The sequence below is a fragment of the uncultured Corynebacterium sp. genome (genome assembly GCF_945649885.1).
Lineage (GTDB): Bacteria > Actinomycetota > Actinomycetes > Mycobacteriales > Mycobacteriaceae > Corynebacterium.
Genome location: NZ_CALZFS010000058.1, coordinates 1 through 16,032 on the forward strand (window position 1 = coordinate 1; position 16,032 = coordinate 16,032).

The following is a 16,032-nucleotide window of genomic DNA, read 5'->3' on the forward strand; positions in this document are numbered from 1 at the left end:
GCCAGGACTGAAATGTGGACGAAGATGTCCTCGGTACGCAACTACTCTTCGAGGGATTCTGTGAGTCCGAGAATCGCCATCTTGGATGCGCCGTAGGGGATCATCATCGGTGCGCCGGAGGCAAAGGCAGCCACGGAGGCCGTGTTGACGATGTGGGTGCCTTCATGCTGTTCCAACAATGGGAGGAAGACCTGGCAGCCGTTGAGCACACCGAAGTAGTTCACATCCATGACCCAGCGCCATGCCGATTCCGGGATCTGGCTGAAGCTGCCGCCTGTTTCCACCCCAGCGTTGTTGCACAGGTAGTGGACGGCACCGAAGGTGTCAATGGTGCGGTCGGCCAGTGCCTGCATCTCATCGTGGCTTCGGACATCGGTTCGGACACCGATCACGCGGTCTCCGAAGCGCTCCAGCTCAGCCAGGGCACGGTCAAGTGCCGCATCTTCCACATCAGCGATGACCACATTCGCGCCGGCTTCCAGGAAAGCGGTGGTCAGGCCGAATCCGATTCCGCTGGCTCCGCCGGTGACCACGGCGGTGCGGTTGCTAAAGGTAGACATGATCACATATCCAGTTCGAGTCGGTTACCGCAGGCACGGGACACACAGATCATCATGGTCTCGTTGGCTTCGCGTTCCTCATCATCGAGGACTCGGCAACGGTGGTCAACCTCACCGGAGATAACCGGGGTTTCACAGGTGCCGCAGGTACCTTCCTGGCAGGAGGAGATGACCGTTTCACCGGCCTCCTCGAGCACCTTGAGGATGGACTTGTCCGCCGGGACCTCATATTCCTTCTCACTCAGGGCGAGATAGACGGAAAACGGCTTATTGGTGGTTTCTGGCTGTGTGGAAGACATGACGTTCACTGCTTTCTCTGACGAGGGTGGAGTTATTTCAGTCCGAAGAGTCGGATGGCATTTTCACGGAGGATCAGGGGACGGACTTCATCCTTGAACTCGCGCTTGGCAAAATCTTCAAGCCAGCGGTCTGGGGTCAGGAGTGGGAAGTCGGAGCCGAAGAGCACCTTGTCCTTGATCAGGGAGTTGGAGTGCTGGACCAACTTGTCCTCGAAATACTTCGGTGACCATCCGGAGAGGTCGATGTAGACATTCTGCTTGTGGCGTGCCACTGCGAGTGCCTCATCCTGCCATGGAAAGGACGGGTGGGCGATGATGATCTTCATGCCTGGGAAGTCCACGGCGATATCGTCGTAGTACATCGGGTTGGAGTAACGCAGGCGTACACCGCCGCCGCCCGGTGAGGTGCGGCCGATGCCGGTCTGGCCGGAGTGGAACAGACCCACCAGTTCGTGTTCCTCGATCAATTCATAGAACTTGTAGGCCATGGGATCGTTCGGCTCGAAGTCCTGCACACTGGGGTGGAACTTGAAGCCCTTGATGCCGTAATCCTTGATCAGGCCACGGGCCTCATCCAGGCCAGGCTTGCCCCGGTATGGGTCGATGGAGGCGAAGGGGATGAGTACGTCATCATGACGCTGGGCGGCCTCTGCCACCTCATCGTTGGGGACACGCTTATCGCCCATGTGGCGCTCGGAGTCCACTCCGAACACAACCGCCATCATCTTGCGGGAACGGTAGTACTCCGCGGTACCGTCGAGATCGATGTTGACCAGATCCGTCTTCCAGCGTTCCGCCTGATCCGCACGGGTTGCATCTCCCACCTTGTCCTCGTGTCCGCAACCACGGCTGGAGTTCAGCGCGTGTGCGTGGACGTCGATGGCGTAAACATCTTCAAGTGCGAGTCTTTCCATGAGAATTCATGCTCCTAGTGTCAAAGGTTGGGTTGCAGCGCGTGTCAGTTCAGAGATCGCTGCGGTGTGGGAGTGGAGTATCAGGTCGATGGCCAGTCGTGTCTGGTCGGGGCCCAGGTGTGGTTCTACCAACTGGTGGAATTTCTGTGTCAGCTGCTGTTCCCGGGCGTCGAGGTCGGTGGCGGGTTGACCCCGGTCAATGGTGGTCTCCCACCCCGTGCCATCCGCCAGGAGGACATGGACACCGATTCTCGGTTCCTGTCCTATCAGTGAGGGGTCAAAGTTCAGTGAGATGTTCTTGCGGAGGTTCCGGTAGGTCGGGTTCTGAAGATTGTCTGCATGGAAGGCCTCCTCAGTGCTGAGGTCATGTCCCAGTGCAGCAAGGGCAAAGGTTGCGTGGAAGCTGAACTTGGCGTCATTGGGGGTGTAGGGGTCCTCAATGGCGCAGACATCGGCCAGTTTCGGGCTGACACTGAGTGTGATCCGGGCATTGCCCAGGTCACCGTGGGTGCGTGTGGCCAGGATGCCGGCATCCACTGCTGCCTGTGTCATGAAACAGGAGGCGTATGTCTTGTACAGCATTCCTTCAATCGCCATGCCAGTGAGAGGTGGAGGGGGAACAGATGCTGCACCGCTGTAGTTGACGATGAAGCCGTTTTCTCCGGTCAGGGCTTTTCCTGAGGAGGGGGAAATCGTCGACAAGCGTGCTGCGACAATGCCGGCCTGGCTGGCGTTACCCGCATGCATGGGCTTGGCCAGGGTGCCGAACATCGCCTTCAGCCCGGCCGCCTGGGTGGCGGCCGCGTCGAGTGCGCTGATCCAGTCATCCTGGCCACGCAGGTGACAGATCGCGGCGGCCGCGGCGAAGGTGCCGACGGTACCTGTGGCATGCCAACCTGCGTCATAATGGCCGGGCATGATGTGGGAGGCCACCCAGTTCCCCACCTCGGTGCCCACGATCAGGGCGGCGAGGAGCTTGTCGACGTCCGCCCCGGTCTGCTCCCCGACGGTGAGCAGTGCGGGCACAATCACCGCGCTGGGGTGACCGGAGAAGGACGGCAGCATGTCATCAAAGTCCAGGAGGTGACCATTGAAGGCATTGATCACCACGGCATCCCTCCAGTGGAGGGTGTCAGGAGTGCCAATCACCGGTACATCACCCGGGGCTGGTTCCATGATGCCGCAGAATCGCCGGGCAGCAGGCTCATTTGCCCCGGACACAGCACAACCGAACCAGTCAAGCAGACTGTGCCGGGCGGTCCTGATCGCGTGACTGCCCAGATCATCAATGGTCAGGGCCTGACACCGCTCAATGAGTTCCTTCAGCGATGCGTTGAGTTGCTGCTGCTCAGCGATGGTGTTCATTAGAGCTTCATGCTCACAGTCTTGCTCTGCAGGTACTCAGACACTGCATGAACACCCTTTTCACGACCGTAACCGGAGTTCTTGAAGCCACCGAATGGTGCCTGGACACCGCCGGCGAAGAAATCGTTGACGTTGACCTGACCAGCTTGGATCTGTGCAGCGACACGGTGTGCGCGGCCCAGGTTCTGGGTCCAGAGTCCGGCGGTGAGGCCGTACTTGGTGTCGTTGGCGATCTCGACTGCCTCCTCCTCCGTGTCGAACTTGATCACGGAGAGGACTGGTCCGAAGATCTCCTCCTGTGCAATGCGCATGGAGTTCTTCACACCGACGAAGATGGTTGGCTCGATGAACTGACCTGCATCCAGGTCCTCACCGGTGGCGCGGTTGCCACCGACGGCGACTTCTGCCCCCTCATTACGACCGATCTCCAGGTATTCCTGGATCTTCTGGAACTGTGCCGCGGTGGTGATGGCACCCATCTGGGCATCGGAGGTTCCCGGGCCCAGCTTGATCTGGCGGTTCATCTCCACGAGCTTGTCCACGACCTGATCGTGCAGGGAGCTATGGACCAGCAGACGGGAGCCTGCGGCACAGACCTGGCCGGCGTTGATGTTGATGGCGAAGAAGGCACCCCGGATGGCATCTTCAACCTTGGCATCCTCGAAGATGATGTTCGGGGACTTGCCACCCAGCTCAAGGGTCAGTGGGTTGAGGTTCTCAGCAGAGGCACGCATGATCTCCTGACCGGTGGGGACGGAACCGGTGAAGGTGACGCGTCCGACATCCGGGTGGGATACCAGTGCGGCACCAGCATCCTTGCCCAATCCGGTGACCACGTTGAACACACCGGCGGGCAGTCCCGCTTCCACGGCGATGCGTGCCAGTTCAACGGTGGAGATGGAGGTGTCCTCGGCAGGCTTGACCACAGCGGTGTTGCCGGCGAGCAGCGCCGGAGCAACACCACGTGCTGCCTGCTGGAATGCTGCGTTCCACGGCACGATGTGTGCGGTGACGCCGAAAGGCTCGTTGCGGGTGTAGGAGATGTGGGTGTCTCCCAGTGGAATGGTCTCGCCGGCCAGCTTGTCAGCGATACCTGCGTAGTACTCGAAGTAGCGCGCAGAGGTCATGACATCGAACTGGGCGTCCATGCGGGACTTACCGTTGTCCAGGGACTCCAGGTACACCAGACGTTCGGTGTTCTCCTTGATCTTCTCTGCGATACGCAGGAAGATACGTCCCTTTTCCACTCCCGGGAGGTCACGCCAGGCAGGGAACGCTGCCTTGGCACTGGCCACTGCATCGTCCACCTCGGACTGTCCACCGGCCTGAATGGCGGTGAGTACCTCGCCGTTGGCGGGGTTGATGCTGTTGAAGGTTGAGTTACTTCCCTCGTCGACCATGTGGCCGTCAATGAAAGAACCGTAGAAGGAATTAAGTACGCGGGTCTGAGTGTCTAGCACAGTGAGCCTCCGTCGACTGGAAGGTTATGACCGGAAATCATTCCGGCTTCGCGGGATGCGAGGAACAGGGCGGCGTCTGCCATATCGGTGGTGGTTGCCAGGCGCCCCATTGGGATGCCGGCGATGATCTTCGGCTGGATAACTGCAGCCATGTCACCCGGGGTGAACACATCCTGCATGGGGGTTTCAGTAGCAACTGGACAGATGGAGTTAACGCGGACATCCGGTGCGAACTCGATGGCCAGTGCGCGGGTCAGCTGCACAGCAGCACCCTTGGTGGCGGAATAAGCGGAGTTGCCTGGGCGGGCGGTGAGTCCGGACAGGGATGCGGTGATGACCATGGAGCCCTTGGTCTCCTTGAGGTGTGGCATTGCCGCACGTGCCAGGTGCCATGGACCCTTGACGTTAACTGCATGCATGAGGTCAAAGTGCTTCTCATCAGCGTCAGTCGCATCAAGCAATGGCTTGACCTGGGTGGCTACACCGGCGTTTGCCCACACGATGGAAAGGCTGCCGTAGGTCTCAACAGCTGCATCGACTGCATCCTGGTTGCCCTTGAGGGTGGAGACATCGGACTGGATGGCAATCGCGCGGCCACCCTTTTCCTCAACGAGCCTCACGGTCTCCTGTGCGGATTCCAGGTTGAGATCTGCAACCACAACGGCTGCTCCCTCTTCGGCAAAACGGATGGCGCCGGTGCGGCCCATTCCGAATCCACCACCGGTGATGATCGCGACTTCATTTTCCAAACGCATATCTGTTCCTTTCACAGTTCTATCAACACCGCTTAGTGTCGACTCGTTCCAATCGCTATTGCGTAATGGACATGACAATGACCATAAAAGGTGATTCACATCTCGTCAAGTGTCGACACAAATGTTTTTTTGGCCTAGACTGACTTCCCACGGCCCCGATCACAAGACACCTGTCTAGTGACCTGCATCATTATCCGGTATCCACTGGGAAAAGAAAGCGAAATACGATGACAAACTCCCCACACACCCCCGACACCCCCACAAGCGGACCACTGGCCGGAATCAAAATTCTGGATTTCACCCAGTTCCTCTCCGGGCCCTATGGAACGCAGATCCTCGGAGACATGGGCGCAGAGATCATCAAGATCGAAGCACCTGCCGGCGACCTCAGCCGCACCGTGCCGCCACACTTCATCCGTGATGACAGCGCCTATTTCCACACCATCAACAGGAATAAGCAGTCCATCGTCATTGACATGAAGGCACCGGGTGGCGCCGCCATCGTCCGCGAGCTCATCAGCAACGCCGACGTCGTCGTCGAGAACTTCCGCCCCGGTGTCCTCACCCGCCTGGGCATTGACCGCGCTGAGGAACTCGAGCGCAACCCCGCCCTGATCTGGGCTTCCATCTCCGGCTTCGGCCAGACCGGCCCAGACCGCGACCTCCCCGCCTACGACATGATCGTCCAGGCACTTTCCGGCAGCATGAGCCTGACCGGTGAGCGTGGTGGACGCCCGGTACGCACCGGCCTCCCAGTCGGCGACCTCGCCGCAGGCCTGCACGCAGTCATCGGCATCCTCTCCGCACTGCACAACGTCAAGGCCACCGGCCAGGGCGAATTCATCGACATCTCCATGCTCGACTGCCTCGTGGCCATGCTCTCCTACCAGGGCACCTACTACCTGGAGTCCGGCGACGTCCCCGGACTGCAGGGCAGCGGCCACGACGCCATCCCCACCTACCGCCAGTTCACCGCAGGCGACGGCCGGGACATCGTCACCACCGCCAACACCGAGCGCATGTGGAAGGCCATGGCCAAGGTTCTCGGCCACCCGGAGCTCATCGACGACCCCCGCTTCGCCCTCAACCGTGATCGCCTCAAAAACAAGGAAGCCCTCTGGGCCATCATCGAACCAGCCTTCCTCACCCGCGAAGCTGCCGAATGGGTACAGCTGTTCAATGAAGCTGGAATCCCCGTGGGCATGGTCAACACCCTTGACCTGGCCCTGGAGAATCCCCAGGTCCTGCACCGCGAGATGGTCGTCGAGCTCGAGGATGGCAAGGGCTCATCCGTCAAGACACTCGGCAACCCCATCAAGCTGAACCGCAACCCCCGTGGTGCGGATACCTTCCCACCATCACTGGGTGAACACACCAGTGACATCCTGCGCAATGTGCTGAACAAGTCATCCTCTGAAATCGATGAACTACTCGCCACCGGTGTGGTGGCCGCCCCGCAGGCAGAAGCCCCCGTTAAATAATCAGGACAGCTAAGAAAAAGAGCGCATGCAGTTCGAACTGCATGCGCTCTTTTTTAATTGAACTGCCAGTTGGAGGGACTGTCCCCGGTCAGCGCCAGATAGGCATCACGGATAATTCCCATGGATAAGGCACGGGCCAACTGACGGTCACGGCGCTCAAAAGCAGTCAGCAGACGCACATGATCCTGATAGGACTCCTCCATGCGGTGCGGCAGCCCCATGGACTTGCGACGCATGCGCAGGCTCGCCATACCGATGGAATCCACGAACCCGGCAATAATACTGTTGCCTGAAATCCCGGTGGCAGCCTCACCGAAAGAGATATTGGCCCAGAAAAAGGCATTCACATCACCGCGTTCACAGGCGATACGCATATGCTCGACCTGTTCGCGCATGGGCTCAAGTTGCCCACTCTGCCAGTTGATGCAGACCGCCTCTGACATGAAGCCCGTCAACAGGGCACGCGCGTGATACAGCTCTTTGACCGGAACCTCGAGAAAATCCGAGACCCGGGGGCGGCGTCGCGCAGGCACCTCCACCATGCGATGCTTTTCCAGCATGAGCAGTGCTTCACGCACTGGGGTCCTGCTGGTGCCGAATTGCTTGGCCAAGTCAACCGAATTGACCTCATCGCCGGGAAGCAATTCACCTTCGATGATCTTCAGACCCACGTCACCGGCAATCTGGGCCACCAGGGAGTCCTCCCTGTCATCAACGCCAAGGGTGCGAAGCAGGAGTTTCCGCAGGCCTTCGCTGAATTGTTCCTCAGGCGTGGTCTGTTTCTCACCATTGATGAGGTTATCGCTCATGATCTTCTCCTTGGGGTGTTCAGAGATGGCTTATATATGTTAGCTGGTGGCACTTATGCTGTGGTCAAGACGGGAAACATGAGTCCGGTCACCCCTGTGTTTAACACCCCGTCCCCTGTTAAGTCATAATTATCCTGGACCCAGCCCACATTCGATCGACATGCCGGTGAGAATCACGTACCGGCCGGGTAAGCTTGGCTCCAGCCATATTTAACTCGACGCTAGAAATGAGTGATTTCATGACCGAGCAGGAATTCCGCATTGAGCACGACACCATGGGTGAAGTGAAGGTCCCGGCCCAGGCTCTGTGGCAGGCACAGACCCAGCGCGCCGTTGAGAACTTCCCGATCTCCGGACGTGGCCTGGAAGCAGCCCAGATCCGTGCCATGGGTCTGCTGAAGGCGGCCTGTGCCCAGGTAAACAAGGACTCCGGCGCACTGGATGCAGCTCAGGCTGACGCCATCATCGCCGCTGGCAAGGAGATCGCAACCGGCAAGCACGACGCCGAATTCCCGATCGACGTCTTCCAGACCGGTTCCGGCACCTCCTCCAACATGAACACCAATGAGGTCATCGCATCCATCGCGAAGGCCAATGGCACCGAGGTCCACCCCAATGACCACGTCAACATGGGCCAGTCCTCCAATGACACCTTCCCAACCGCAACCCACGTTGCGGCCACCGAAGCTGCTGTCACTGACCTCATCCCGGGGCTGAAGGTGCTTCACGAGTCCCTGTCCAAGAAGGCCAATGAGTGGGACGCTGTGGTCAAGTCCGGCCGCACCCACCTCATGGATGCTGTTCCAGTGACCCTGGGCCAGGAATTCGGCGGCTACGCACGTCAGATCCAGCTCGGTATCGAGCGCATCGAGGCAACCCTGCCACGTCTGGGAGAGCTGGCCATCGGTGGCACCGCTGCCGGCACGGGCATCAACACCTCAGCTGACTTCGGCGGCAAGGTCGTTGAGGTGCTCATCGAGTACACCGGCATCAAGGAGCTGCAGGAAGCAGCCAACCACTTCGAAGCTCAGGCCAACCGCGACGCACTGGTCGAATTCTCCGGTGCCATGCGCGTTGTTGCTGTCTCCCTGTACAAGATCGCCAACGACATCCGCCTCATGGGTTCCGGCCCACTGACCGGCCTCGGCGAGATCCAGCTCCCCGACCTGCAGCCAGGTTCCTCCATCATGCCGGGCAAGGTCAACCCTGTCCTGTGCGAGACCGCAACCCAGGTTTCCGCCCAGGTCATCGGTAACGATGCAGCAATCGCCTTCGCCGGCACCCAGGGTCAGTTCGAGCTGAACGTGTTCATCCCAGTCATGGCACGTAACGTTCTCGAGTCCGCACGCCTGCTGGCCAACACCTCCCGTGTGTTCGCCACCCGTCTGGTCGACGGCATTGTTCCCAACGAGGAGCACATGAAGAAGCTGGCTGAGTCCTCCCCATCCATCGTCACCCCGCTGAACTCCGCAATCGGCTACGAAGCCGCTGCGAAGGTGGCCAAGGCCGCACTGGCAGAGGGTAAGACCATCCGCCAGACTGTCATTGACATGGGCTTTGTCGATGGCGAGAAGCTCACCGAAGAAGAGCTAGACAAGCGCCTCGACGTTCTCGCAATGGCTAACACCGACCGCAAGAACAGCTTCTAGGTTCTCACCTCAAGGCAGGGCAACTAATGTTGCCCTGCCTTTTGTTTTGCCTAATTAATTCCCGATATCGCGGGGGCCGAAATCATCAAAGCTGTCTCCGAAACCATCCTGCTGGAGCATCTCCATGAGGTAGGCATCCGGGCGGACCTCAATCCCGATGGCACCCTGCTGTGGGGAATCAAAGGAGTCACTGGACCATTCCTCCTCACCGGTGGGTTCAATGAGACGGTAATCAGTGAAGGTATTGATCTGGTTCTCATGGAGCAGATGCAACCGAGGGCTGATGGATGTGGGATTGCTCAGGCCAAACCGCATGGCAATCCGCACCATGGACGTGATGCCGTTCATCAGGCTTTCACCCGTGGTGACAGGGCGGGCGATCATGAGATCCCGATCCGGCACCGCAAAAATCACTCCCCTACTCTGGTCCATCTCCGGGGCCCAACGGTTGAGAAGATCAGTGAGGTAAAGTGGAGAACTCCCCAGGTAGTAGGACGAGGATTCAAAAGCCCAGAAATCTGATCCCTCGCCACCTTCATCATTGTTGACGTAGGTGACATCGACCTTGGCGTCGAGAAGCTCCTGCCAGGTGTTGCGGTCCGCAGCACGCTCCAATGCATCCAGGGAGTCAAAGGCCTCCAGCTCCTCAAGTGGTTGGATGCGGATGGCGTGTTCGGTATCCAGTACCAAGGCTATCGAGGTGTCCGAGGTGAATCCGCGGAGAACAGAATTATCGCGGATCTGGTGCTCAATGCCCTCCTCTAAAGCTCCTTCTTCCTCCGGGGTGGGAAGCAGTCGCAGACGCAGGCTCCTATACAGCTCAGCCGTGGAGAGGTTATTCAACGTGGCATCAGCAAGAGTGCCATGAACAAAGTTCTTCACCAGTTCCGGAAGCTGACTCAAACTATCAAGACCGGCTACATTCATGGCGAGAGTTTTCAGTGATACATGTGCTGCTCCCCCATCAGGGCGCATGACCATTGCGAACGTGCCGTCAATATCAATGTGTGCACCCTCCAGGGAAAAGCGATAGGCCAGTTCCCGCCGCAACATATCAGCCCTTGAGCGGTCCAAATGCGGAAAATCTGCATCAGGGAGGAGATCCGCGGGAGTCAGAACCCCCTGTGCATCACGCTGTACCCGCTGTTCAATGGGGTCATGGTCGCCCTTATCCGAACCATTTTCCGGCAGGGCTGAATCATCCCGCGGTTGTTCCCCACGGTTGTTCTTACGACGTCTCCCAAAAAAACCAAATGCCATGGAATCCAAGACTCCTTCCCCGGCGCAATCCTTCAGCACACTTTAGCGTATCCTCCGCCGGACAGAATCCTGTGACAGCACCGCTAAAAACTCCATGGTAGGGCATGGTCAGTCTTTTGGCAGAAGCGAAAGAAGATTCTCACGTGAATGCTCAAGGTATTCGCGGATGAAGTCCTCCGCCTCCTCGAAACTCCCGGCCCTGAGCAGTGTGAGCAGATGGTGGTTCTTTGCCACATAGGGTCCGTGGGTGTTTTTCTGCCCTCCGATGGAAAGAAAACCGATGCGGGCCAGGGCCAGCACCTTGCGCACATCAGCGGACAACCTGGCCACCCCCGCCACATCCACCAGTGCCTGATGGAAAGCACTGTTGGCGGTACCCACCCGGCGCCACTCCCCTGCACTGGCAGCCTCCACCGCCACCAGGTAGGAATACTCCATCCGGGTGAGGGATTCTTCGAGGTGCACAGGTCTTTTAGCCGCCTCCCGGATGACTGCAGTCTGGATGAACATGCGGTAATCATAAAGATCATTGACATCGTCACGGGTGAAGGTATGGACAAAAACACCACGGTTGGGGATGTGGTCCACCAGCCCATCGCGGGCAAGGACCCGGAAGGCTTCCCGGAGGGTGTTGCGGGAACAGCCCAGTTCCGCTGCTAGTGGAATTTCTGATAGCTGGGTTCCCGGGGTGAGTTCGCCCCTGTCAATGAGTTTCATGATTTGAGCTGCCAGTTGCAGTGATCCACCGAGTGCCGTCGTCATGAGCCCCATGTTATGGCAAATCACATCTGTGGCTTGGGAAGGTGGTTTATAACGGCTTCATCGCCTTAGCCACACAGGGATTGTGCTCTGGAGCACACTCCGTCTAAACTCTTTTTCACCTCATAAATATTGTTGAACAATCCTGAAAGGAGTTGAAAGACAGTGTCTGACAAGAACACGACTCACAATCCAGCGTCCCCGACGCTGAAGCAGGCTGCAGTCGGAGCAACCTCGCGCGGCGCCCTCATGGGTGCCATCTTCCTCATGGCCACCTCTGCGATCGGCCCCGGATTCCTCACCCAGACCGCAGTGTTCACCAACCAGCTCGGCGCAGCCTTCGCCTTCGCCATCCTGGTGTCCATCCTCATTGACATCGCCGTCCAGCTGAATGTCTGGCGCATCATCGGTATATCCGGCATGCGTGCCCAGGAACTGGGCAACACTGTCCTTCCCGGACTCGGCTGGGTCCTGGCCATCCTCGTCTGTGTCGGTGGTGTGGTCTTCAACATCGGTAACATCGCCGGCGGCGGACTGGGACTGGACGCCCTGCTCGGAGTTGATGTCAAGATCGGTGGCACCATCACCGCAGCCATCGCCATCGCCATCTTCCTGTTCAAGCGCCTGAGTGCCGCCCTGGATAAGTTCCTCGTGGTTCTCGGTTCCGTCATGATCGTGTTAACCGTCTACGTCGCCTTTGTCTCCCAACCCCCGGTTGGCCTGGCTCTGAAGAACTCGGTGCTGCCTGAGACCGTGGACTGGTTGGTCATCACCACCCTGGTCGGCGGCACCGTTGGTGGTTACATCACCTATGCAGGTGCCCACCGCATGCTGGACTCCGGCAAGACCGGACCGGAAAACGTCAAGGCAGTCTCCAACTCCTCAATCATCGGCATCCTCATCACCGGCCTCATGCGCGTGGTGCTCTTCCTCGCCGTCCTCGGTGTGGTTGCCGGTGGCGTGGTCCTGTCCACCGAGGGCAACCCGGCAGCAGAAGCCTTCCAGCACGCCGCAGGTGAAGTTGGACTCCGCATCTTCGGTGCCGTCCTGTGGGCAGCGTCCATCTCCTCGGTGATCGGTGCCAGCTACACCTCCGCCACCTTCCTCGTGGCCAACCGTCCGGAAAAGCGCAAGCTGCAGAACTGGGTCACCATCGTCTTCATCCTGATCTCCTGCGCCATCTTCATCCTCCTGGGCACCGCCCCTGCGATCCTGCTCGTCTTCGCAGGTGCCTTCAATGGACTGGTTCTCCCACTCGGCTTCACCCTGATGATCTACGTGGCCATCTTCCGACAGAAGGATCTGCTCAAGGGCTACAAGTACCCGGTATGGCTGATCATCCTCGGTGTCATCGGACTGGTCATCGCCTGGTTCCTGGCCTATGTCTCCTTCGGTGGTGTCTTCGACCTCCTCTCCCCAACAACCGGCTAAGCACTCCCCTCACACGAAAGGTTGCCCACCATGAGTACCCCGACCACCGCATTCCGGAAATCAGCCATTGACATCAACAGTGACCTGGGTGAAAGCTACGGCAGCTGGACCATGGGTAGTGATGAGGCGGTGCTGGACCTGGTCTCCAGCGCCAACATCGCCTGTGGCTTCCACGCAGGAGATGCCACCGTGCTGCTGAAAACCGTCGCCGCAGCCAAGGCCAGAAATGTCCGGATCGGCGCCCACATCGGCTATAACGACATCGCAGGCTTTGGCCGACGCGCCATGGACTATGAGCACGATGCGTTGCTGGCAGAAACCATCTATCAGATCGGTGCGATCCAGGCAGCCGCCACCACAGTCGGTGCCACCGTTGACTACGTCAAACCCCACGGTGCCCTGTACAACCGTATCGCCTTCGATGAATCCCAGGCAGCAGCGGTGATCGAGGGCATCAGACGCCTCAACCCGGAACTCTCCCTCATGGCGCTGTCTGGCTCCCAGATTGTGGAGCAGGCTCGCGCGGAGGGACTCACCGTGATCCAGGAAACCTTCGCTGACCGCGCCTACACCGCAGCTGGTGCACTGGTCTCCCGATCACAGGTTGGCGCTGTCCACCATGATCCAGAGGTGGCAGCCGCCCAGGCTCTTGCCTTTGCCACCGGACAGCCGATCACCTCTCTCGAGGGGACTCCGGTGCAGGTGCAAGCTGATTCCATCTGTGTTCATGGCGATAATCCGGCAGCTCTTGAGCTGGTGCGTCAGATCCTGACCACACTTGCCAAGCATGATGTGGAGGTGTGCCATGTTAGTTAGACCCTGTGGAGACCAGGCGGTCATCATTGATCTTCTTGCTGAAGACGCCCAGGCGGTCAACGGTACGGTGCTGGATGCGGTGTTGGCACTTCACCGTGCACTGCGTGCCCTTGAGGTACCCGGCATCATCGATACCGTTCCTGCCGCACAGACACTGCTGGCCATCCTGGATACCGCCCAGATCACCCCGGCACGGTTTGCAGAGATCGTCAATACGATCCATCTGCTGCCAGCCTCATCCGCCAGCGATAACGCCCGTGAGGTGATTGAGATACCGGTGCTTTACGACGGCCCCGACCTCGCCGAGGTCGCCGATCTTGCAGAGCTGACGGTGGACGGGTTGATCAAAGCGCACACCGAAACGGTGTGGACTGCGGCCTTTGGTGGTTTTGCGCCGGGTTTCTATTATCTGATGCCACAGGGGGAACGCTTACTGCCTGATATTCCCCGTAAACAACAGCCGCGGACGAAGATCCCGGCTGGTTCTGTTGCCCTGGCCGGTGAGTTCAGCGCTGTGTATCCGCAGCAGTCCCCCGGTGGGTGGCAGTTGCTGGGTACCACGGATATCCCCATGTGGGATGTGGACCGCTGGCAGCCCTCATTCCTGCAGGCCGGGGATACCGTGCGTTTCGTGGAGGTGAAGAAATAATGAGTTTCACAGTGTTGTCCACCGGGCCCCAGGCTCTGTTTCAGGACCGTGGTCGCTTTGGTTTCGCCAGTGTGGGTGTCAGTTCCTCTGGTTCATTTGATCGTCTGTCAGCAGCCCGGGCCAATCATGCACTCGGTAATGATCCCAATGCCACCGTGGTGGAGATTCTCGTGGGGTCCTTTGAATTCGAGGCACATTCTCAGGCCACCATCGTGTTCACTGGTACTGATGCGGCAGTGACCGCGCAGTCTTCCGGGGGCCGTTCCAAGAATGCCACCACCAACACCATCATCGATCTGGAACCGGGTGACCGGGTCTGCCTGGACAATGCTCACTACGGTATGCGTGCCTACCTGGCGGTCCGTGGCGGATTCCAGGCACCGGAGGTGTTGGGATCTTCTGCCACAGATCTGTTGTCTTCACTGGGTCCGGCACCGATCAATGTCGGAGATCATCTTGAGATAGCCTCTGATATCGCTGATCGCCAGTGGTGGCCCCGACTGCGTCAGCTGCCCACCCTGTGGCACCGGCCGGAGGGCGCCATTGAAACGCTCACGGTGATCCGTGGGCCCCGTGATAAGTGGTTCACCTCGGAGTCTTTGGACAGCTTCTTCCACCAGATATTCACGGTGTCCAATGACTCCAACCGCATTGGTATTCGCCTGGAAGCAGAAACACCCCTGAGCCGTCGCGTTGAAGGCGAGCTCAAGAGTGAGGGAATGGTTCGGGGATCAATTCAGGTTCCACCTGGTGGGCACCCGGTCATGTTTGGTCCTGATCATCCGGTCACCGGTGGGTATCCGGTGATTGCAGTGCTGACCGCGAGGTCATGTGATCGTTCAGCACAGTTGTTACCCGGTGACAGAGTCAGGTTTAAATTGCAGCCCTAAGGCTTGATATCTGGTTTGGGAAGGAGTTTCTCCCACACATCGGTATCACGCCACTGTCCGGCCATCTCCCCATAGGGCATCTTGGCCAGGTGGTGGAAGGTGGCCACCTTCTCAAAACCGCGGGAGGCATGCAGCTTCGCGGAACCGGTGTTTTCGGGGAAGATCCAGGAATGGATCGACCACTTGTGCAACTCCTGGCAGGTCTGGATCAACCTGTCCAGCAGGGCGCCACCCACACCACGGCCCTGGCCCTGTGGATGGATATAGATGGAATCCTCCACCACACCATGGAAGACCGCCCGGCTTGATGCTGGTGCCGCAGCTACCCATCCGAGAATAAAGTCCGGATCATTCTTCTCTGCGGCCACATATACAGTTTCCATGATTTTCATGCGGGTGAACTGTCCCCATGTCGGGCCCTTGCGTTCATAGGACGCGTGCCCTGTTTCCAATCCCAATTCGTAGATGGACCGAACCTGTGAGAAATCGCCCTCACGGATCGGGCGGATGATGAAGTCAGTCTCAACCATGTCCCCGATTTTCCCGTCTTTCAGGCGCTCACGCAATCAGACATCCACAGGTGTAACTGAACACACAAATTATCGTCGTTTTCGGGGCTTGCGCGAGGGACTTTTCTTTGAAACACGTCCCTTCCCACCCCCGGTGGCTTCCCTGCGTGCCTGCTTGGCCAGCGTTTTTTCACGAGCTGACCTTTTCGGGGCCACCTGCCGACTGGAGTTGGCTGTTCTCCCCCGCGCGATACCCACGAAATCCTGAATCGCACCGGAGTCATTATCTTTCTTCCATACCAGGGCCACAGCGGTATCGACGGCACCTGCATATACGCGATGTTCCACCAGCTTCCGACTCAACACCTTCAGTAGGGGACGAGGTGCGATCACCACACCGACGTTGGCAGCCACGATCTGGAGGGC

Annotated in this window: 16 protein-coding genes and 1 pseudogene; 6 read left to right on the forward strand and 11 right to left on the reverse strand. The window is 58.8% G+C overall.

Annotation, left to right across the window (positions count from 1 at the left end; all coding sequences use genetic code 11):
• Positions 1-41: 41 nt before the first annotated feature.
• The 6 genes from Q0M74_RS07815 to Q0M74_RS07840 are packed head-to-tail and all read right to left on the reverse strand — an operon-like array spanning position 42 to position 5,353.
• The gene (locus Q0M74_RS07815) at positions 42-560 is read right to left on the reverse strand and encodes an SDR family NAD(P)-dependent oxidoreductase (RefSeq protein ID WP_293953143.1); all 519 of its coding nucleotides are present in this window, start codon (positions 558-560) and stop codon (positions 42-44) included.
• 2 nt (positions 561-562) lie between these two features.
• The gene (locus tag Q0M74_RS07820) at positions 563-859 is read right to left on the reverse strand and encodes a 2Fe-2S iron-sulfur cluster binding domain-containing protein (RefSeq protein WP_293953145.1); all 297 of its coding nucleotides are present in this window, start codon (positions 857-859) and stop codon (positions 563-565) included.
• Between the two features lie 32 nt (positions 860-891).
• Positions 892-1,773 (reverse strand): amidohydrolase family protein, encoded by an 882-nt coding sequence (locus tag Q0M74_RS07825; RefSeq protein WP_293953147.1) that lies wholly within the window; start codon positions 1,771-1,773, stop codon positions 892-894.
• A gap of 6 nt (positions 1,774-1,779) precedes the next feature.
• Positions 1,780-3,138: an MmgE/PrpD family protein gene (locus Q0M74_RS07830; RefSeq protein WP_293953149.1), complete on the reverse strand. Its 1,359-nt coding sequence runs from the start codon at positions 3,136-3,138 to the stop codon at positions 1,780-1,782.
• Positions 3,138-4,598 carry an aldehyde dehydrogenase gene (locus tag Q0M74_RS07835; RefSeq protein WP_293953151.1) on the reverse strand — a complete coding sequence of 487 codons (1,461 nt, stop codon included), beginning with the start codon at positions 4,596-4,598 and terminating at the stop codon, positions 3,138-3,140. The genes Q0M74_RS07830 and Q0M74_RS07835 overlap by 1 nt, the downstream gene beginning before the upstream one ends.
• Positions 4,592-5,353: an SDR family NAD(P)-dependent oxidoreductase gene (locus tag Q0M74_RS07840; RefSeq protein WP_293953153.1), complete on the reverse strand. Its 762-nt coding sequence runs from the start codon at positions 5,351-5,353 to the stop codon at positions 4,592-4,594. The genes Q0M74_RS07835 and Q0M74_RS07840 overlap by 7 nt, the downstream gene beginning before the upstream one ends.
• Positions 5,354-5,580: 227 nt before the next feature.
• Here Q0M74_RS07840 and Q0M74_RS07845 point away from each other — a divergent pair, with 227 nt between their 5' ends.
• On the forward strand, positions 5,581-6,834 hold the full coding sequence (locus Q0M74_RS07845; RefSeq protein ID WP_293953155.1) for a CaiB/BaiF CoA-transferase family protein: 1,254 nt from the start codon (positions 5,581-5,583) through the stop codon (positions 6,832-6,834).
• 53 nt (positions 6,835-6,887) lie between these two features.
• On the opposite strand, the gene Q0M74_RS07850 is transcribed toward Q0M74_RS07845, so the two are convergent.
• Complete coding sequence (locus tag Q0M74_RS07850) at positions 6,888-7,643, reverse strand: GntR family transcriptional regulator (RefSeq protein ID WP_293953157.1); 756 nt, start codon at positions 7,641-7,643, stop codon at positions 6,888-6,890.
• A 239-nt stretch (positions 7,644-7,882) separates the two neighbouring features.
• On the opposite strand from Q0M74_RS07850, the gene Q0M74_RS07855 reads away from it, so the two are divergent.
• Positions 7,883-9,292 (forward strand): class II fumarate hydratase, encoded by a 1,410-nt coding sequence (locus tag Q0M74_RS07855; RefSeq protein WP_293953159.1) that lies wholly within the window; start codon positions 7,883-7,885, stop codon positions 9,290-9,292.
• A 54-nt stretch (positions 9,293-9,346) separates the two neighbouring features.
• Here Q0M74_RS07855 and Q0M74_RS07860 read toward each other — a convergent pair whose 3' ends face one another.
• Together Q0M74_RS07860 and Q0M74_RS07865 are read right to left on the reverse strand one after the other, a co-directional pair.
• Positions 9,347-10,552, reverse strand: a complete 1,206-nt coding sequence (locus tag Q0M74_RS07860) for a hypothetical protein (RefSeq protein WP_293953161.1) — start codon at positions 10,550-10,552, stop codon at positions 9,347-9,349.
• A gap of 108 nt (positions 10,553-10,660) precedes the next feature.
• Complete coding sequence (locus Q0M74_RS07865; RefSeq protein WP_293953163.1) at positions 10,661-11,314, reverse strand: GntR family transcriptional regulator; 654 nt, start codon at positions 11,312-11,314, stop codon at positions 10,661-10,663.
• 246 nt (positions 11,315-11,560) lie between these two features.
• Between Q0M74_RS07865 and Q0M74_RS07870 the strand changes: the two genes are divergently transcribed.
• From Q0M74_RS07870 to Q0M74_RS07885, 4 genes are read left to right on the forward strand one after another with little or no spacing between them, the layout of a single operon-like run.
• Complete coding sequence (locus tag Q0M74_RS07870) at positions 11,561-12,742, forward strand: NRAMP family divalent metal transporter (RefSeq protein ID WP_293953173.1); 1,182 nt, start codon at positions 11,561-11,563, stop codon at positions 12,740-12,742.
• Positions 12,743-12,772: 30 nt separating this feature from the next.
• On the forward strand, positions 12,773-13,558 hold the full coding sequence (locus tag Q0M74_RS07875; protein ID WP_293953165.1) for a 5-oxoprolinase subunit PxpA: 786 nt from the start codon (positions 12,773-12,775) through the stop codon (positions 13,556-13,558).
• Complete coding sequence (locus Q0M74_RS07880; protein ID WP_293953167.1) at positions 13,548-14,207, forward strand: allophanate hydrolase subunit 1; 660 nt, start codon at positions 13,548-13,550, stop codon at positions 14,205-14,207. The genes Q0M74_RS07875 and Q0M74_RS07880 overlap by 11 nt, the downstream gene beginning before the upstream one ends.
• Entirely contained in the window at positions 14,207-15,097 is an 891-nt protein-coding gene (locus tag Q0M74_RS07885; RefSeq protein WP_293953169.1) for a biotin-dependent carboxyltransferase family protein, read from the forward strand. The genes Q0M74_RS07880 and Q0M74_RS07885 overlap by 1 nt, the downstream gene beginning before the upstream one ends.
• Here Q0M74_RS07885 and Q0M74_RS07890 read toward each other — a convergent pair.
• Together Q0M74_RS07890 and Q0M74_RS07895 are read right to left on the reverse strand one after the other, a co-directional pair.
• Positions 15,094-15,627, reverse strand: coding sequence for a GNAT family N-acetyltransferase (locus Q0M74_RS07890; protein WP_293953171.1), 534 nt, complete (start codon positions 15,625-15,627; stop codon positions 15,094-15,096). The two genes, Q0M74_RS07885 and Q0M74_RS07890, sit on opposite strands and share 4 nt — an antisense overlap.
• Positions 15,628-15,696: 69 nt before the next feature.
• Positions 15,697-16,032, reverse strand: a pseudogene (locus Q0M74_RS07895) (LysR family transcriptional regulator); the annotation flags it as partial.

Bases quoted from the DNA above. Each gene is read 5' to 3' on its own strand.
- Q0M74_RS07855 (WP_293953159.1), top strand. From the start codon at position 7,883: ATGACCGAGCAGGAATTCCGCATTGAGCACGACACCATGGGTGAAGTG.
- Q0M74_RS07880 (WP_293953167.1), top strand. From the start codon at position 13,548: ATGTTAGTTAGACCCTGTGGAGACCAGGCGGTCATCATTGATCTTCTT.
- Q0M74_RS07815 (WP_293953143.1), bottom strand. From the start codon at position 560: ATGTCTACCTTTAGCAACCGCACCGCCGTGGTCACCGGCGGAGCCAGC.
- Q0M74_RS07845 (WP_293953155.1), top strand. From the start codon at position 5,581: ATGACAAACTCCCCACACACCCCCGACACCCCCACAAGCGGACCACTG.
- Q0M74_RS07890 (WP_293953171.1), bottom strand. From the start codon at position 15,627: ATGGTTGAGACTGACTTCATCATCCGCCCGATCCGTGAGGGCGATTTC.
- Q0M74_RS07860 (WP_293953161.1), bottom strand. From the start codon at position 10,552: ATGGCATTTGGTTTTTTTGGGAGACGTCGTAAGAACAACCGTGGGGAA.
- Q0M74_RS07865 (WP_293953163.1), bottom strand. From the start codon at position 11,314: ATGACGACGGCACTCGGTGGATCACTGCAACTGGCAGCTCAAATCATG.
- Q0M74_RS07830 (WP_293953149.1), bottom strand. From the start codon at position 3,138: ATGAACACCATCGCTGAGCAGCAGCAACTCAACGCATCGCTGAAGGAA.
- Q0M74_RS07850 (WP_293953157.1), bottom strand. From the start codon at position 7,643: ATGAGCGATAACCTCATCAATGGTGAGAAACAGACCACGCCTGAGGAA.
- Q0M74_RS07825 (WP_293953147.1), bottom strand. From the start codon at position 1,773: ATGGAAAGACTCGCACTTGAAGATGTTTACGCCATCGACGTCCACGCA.
- Q0M74_RS07875 (WP_293953165.1), top strand. From the start codon at position 12,773: ATGAGTACCCCGACCACCGCATTCCGGAAATCAGCCATTGACATCAAC.
- Q0M74_RS07870 (WP_293953173.1), top strand. From the start codon at position 11,561: ATGGGTGCCATCTTCCTCATGGCCACCTCTGCGATCGGCCCCGGATTC.
- Q0M74_RS07820 (WP_293953145.1), bottom strand. From the start codon at position 859: ATGTCTTCCACACAGCCAGAAACCACCAATAAGCCGTTTTCCGTCTAT.
- Q0M74_RS07885 (WP_293953169.1), top strand. From the start codon at position 14,207: ATGAGTTTCACAGTGTTGTCCACCGGGCCCCAGGCTCTGTTTCAGGAC.
- Q0M74_RS07840 (WP_293953153.1), bottom strand. From the start codon at position 5,353: ATGCGTTTGGAAAATGAAGTCGCGATCATCACCGGTGGTGGATTCGGA.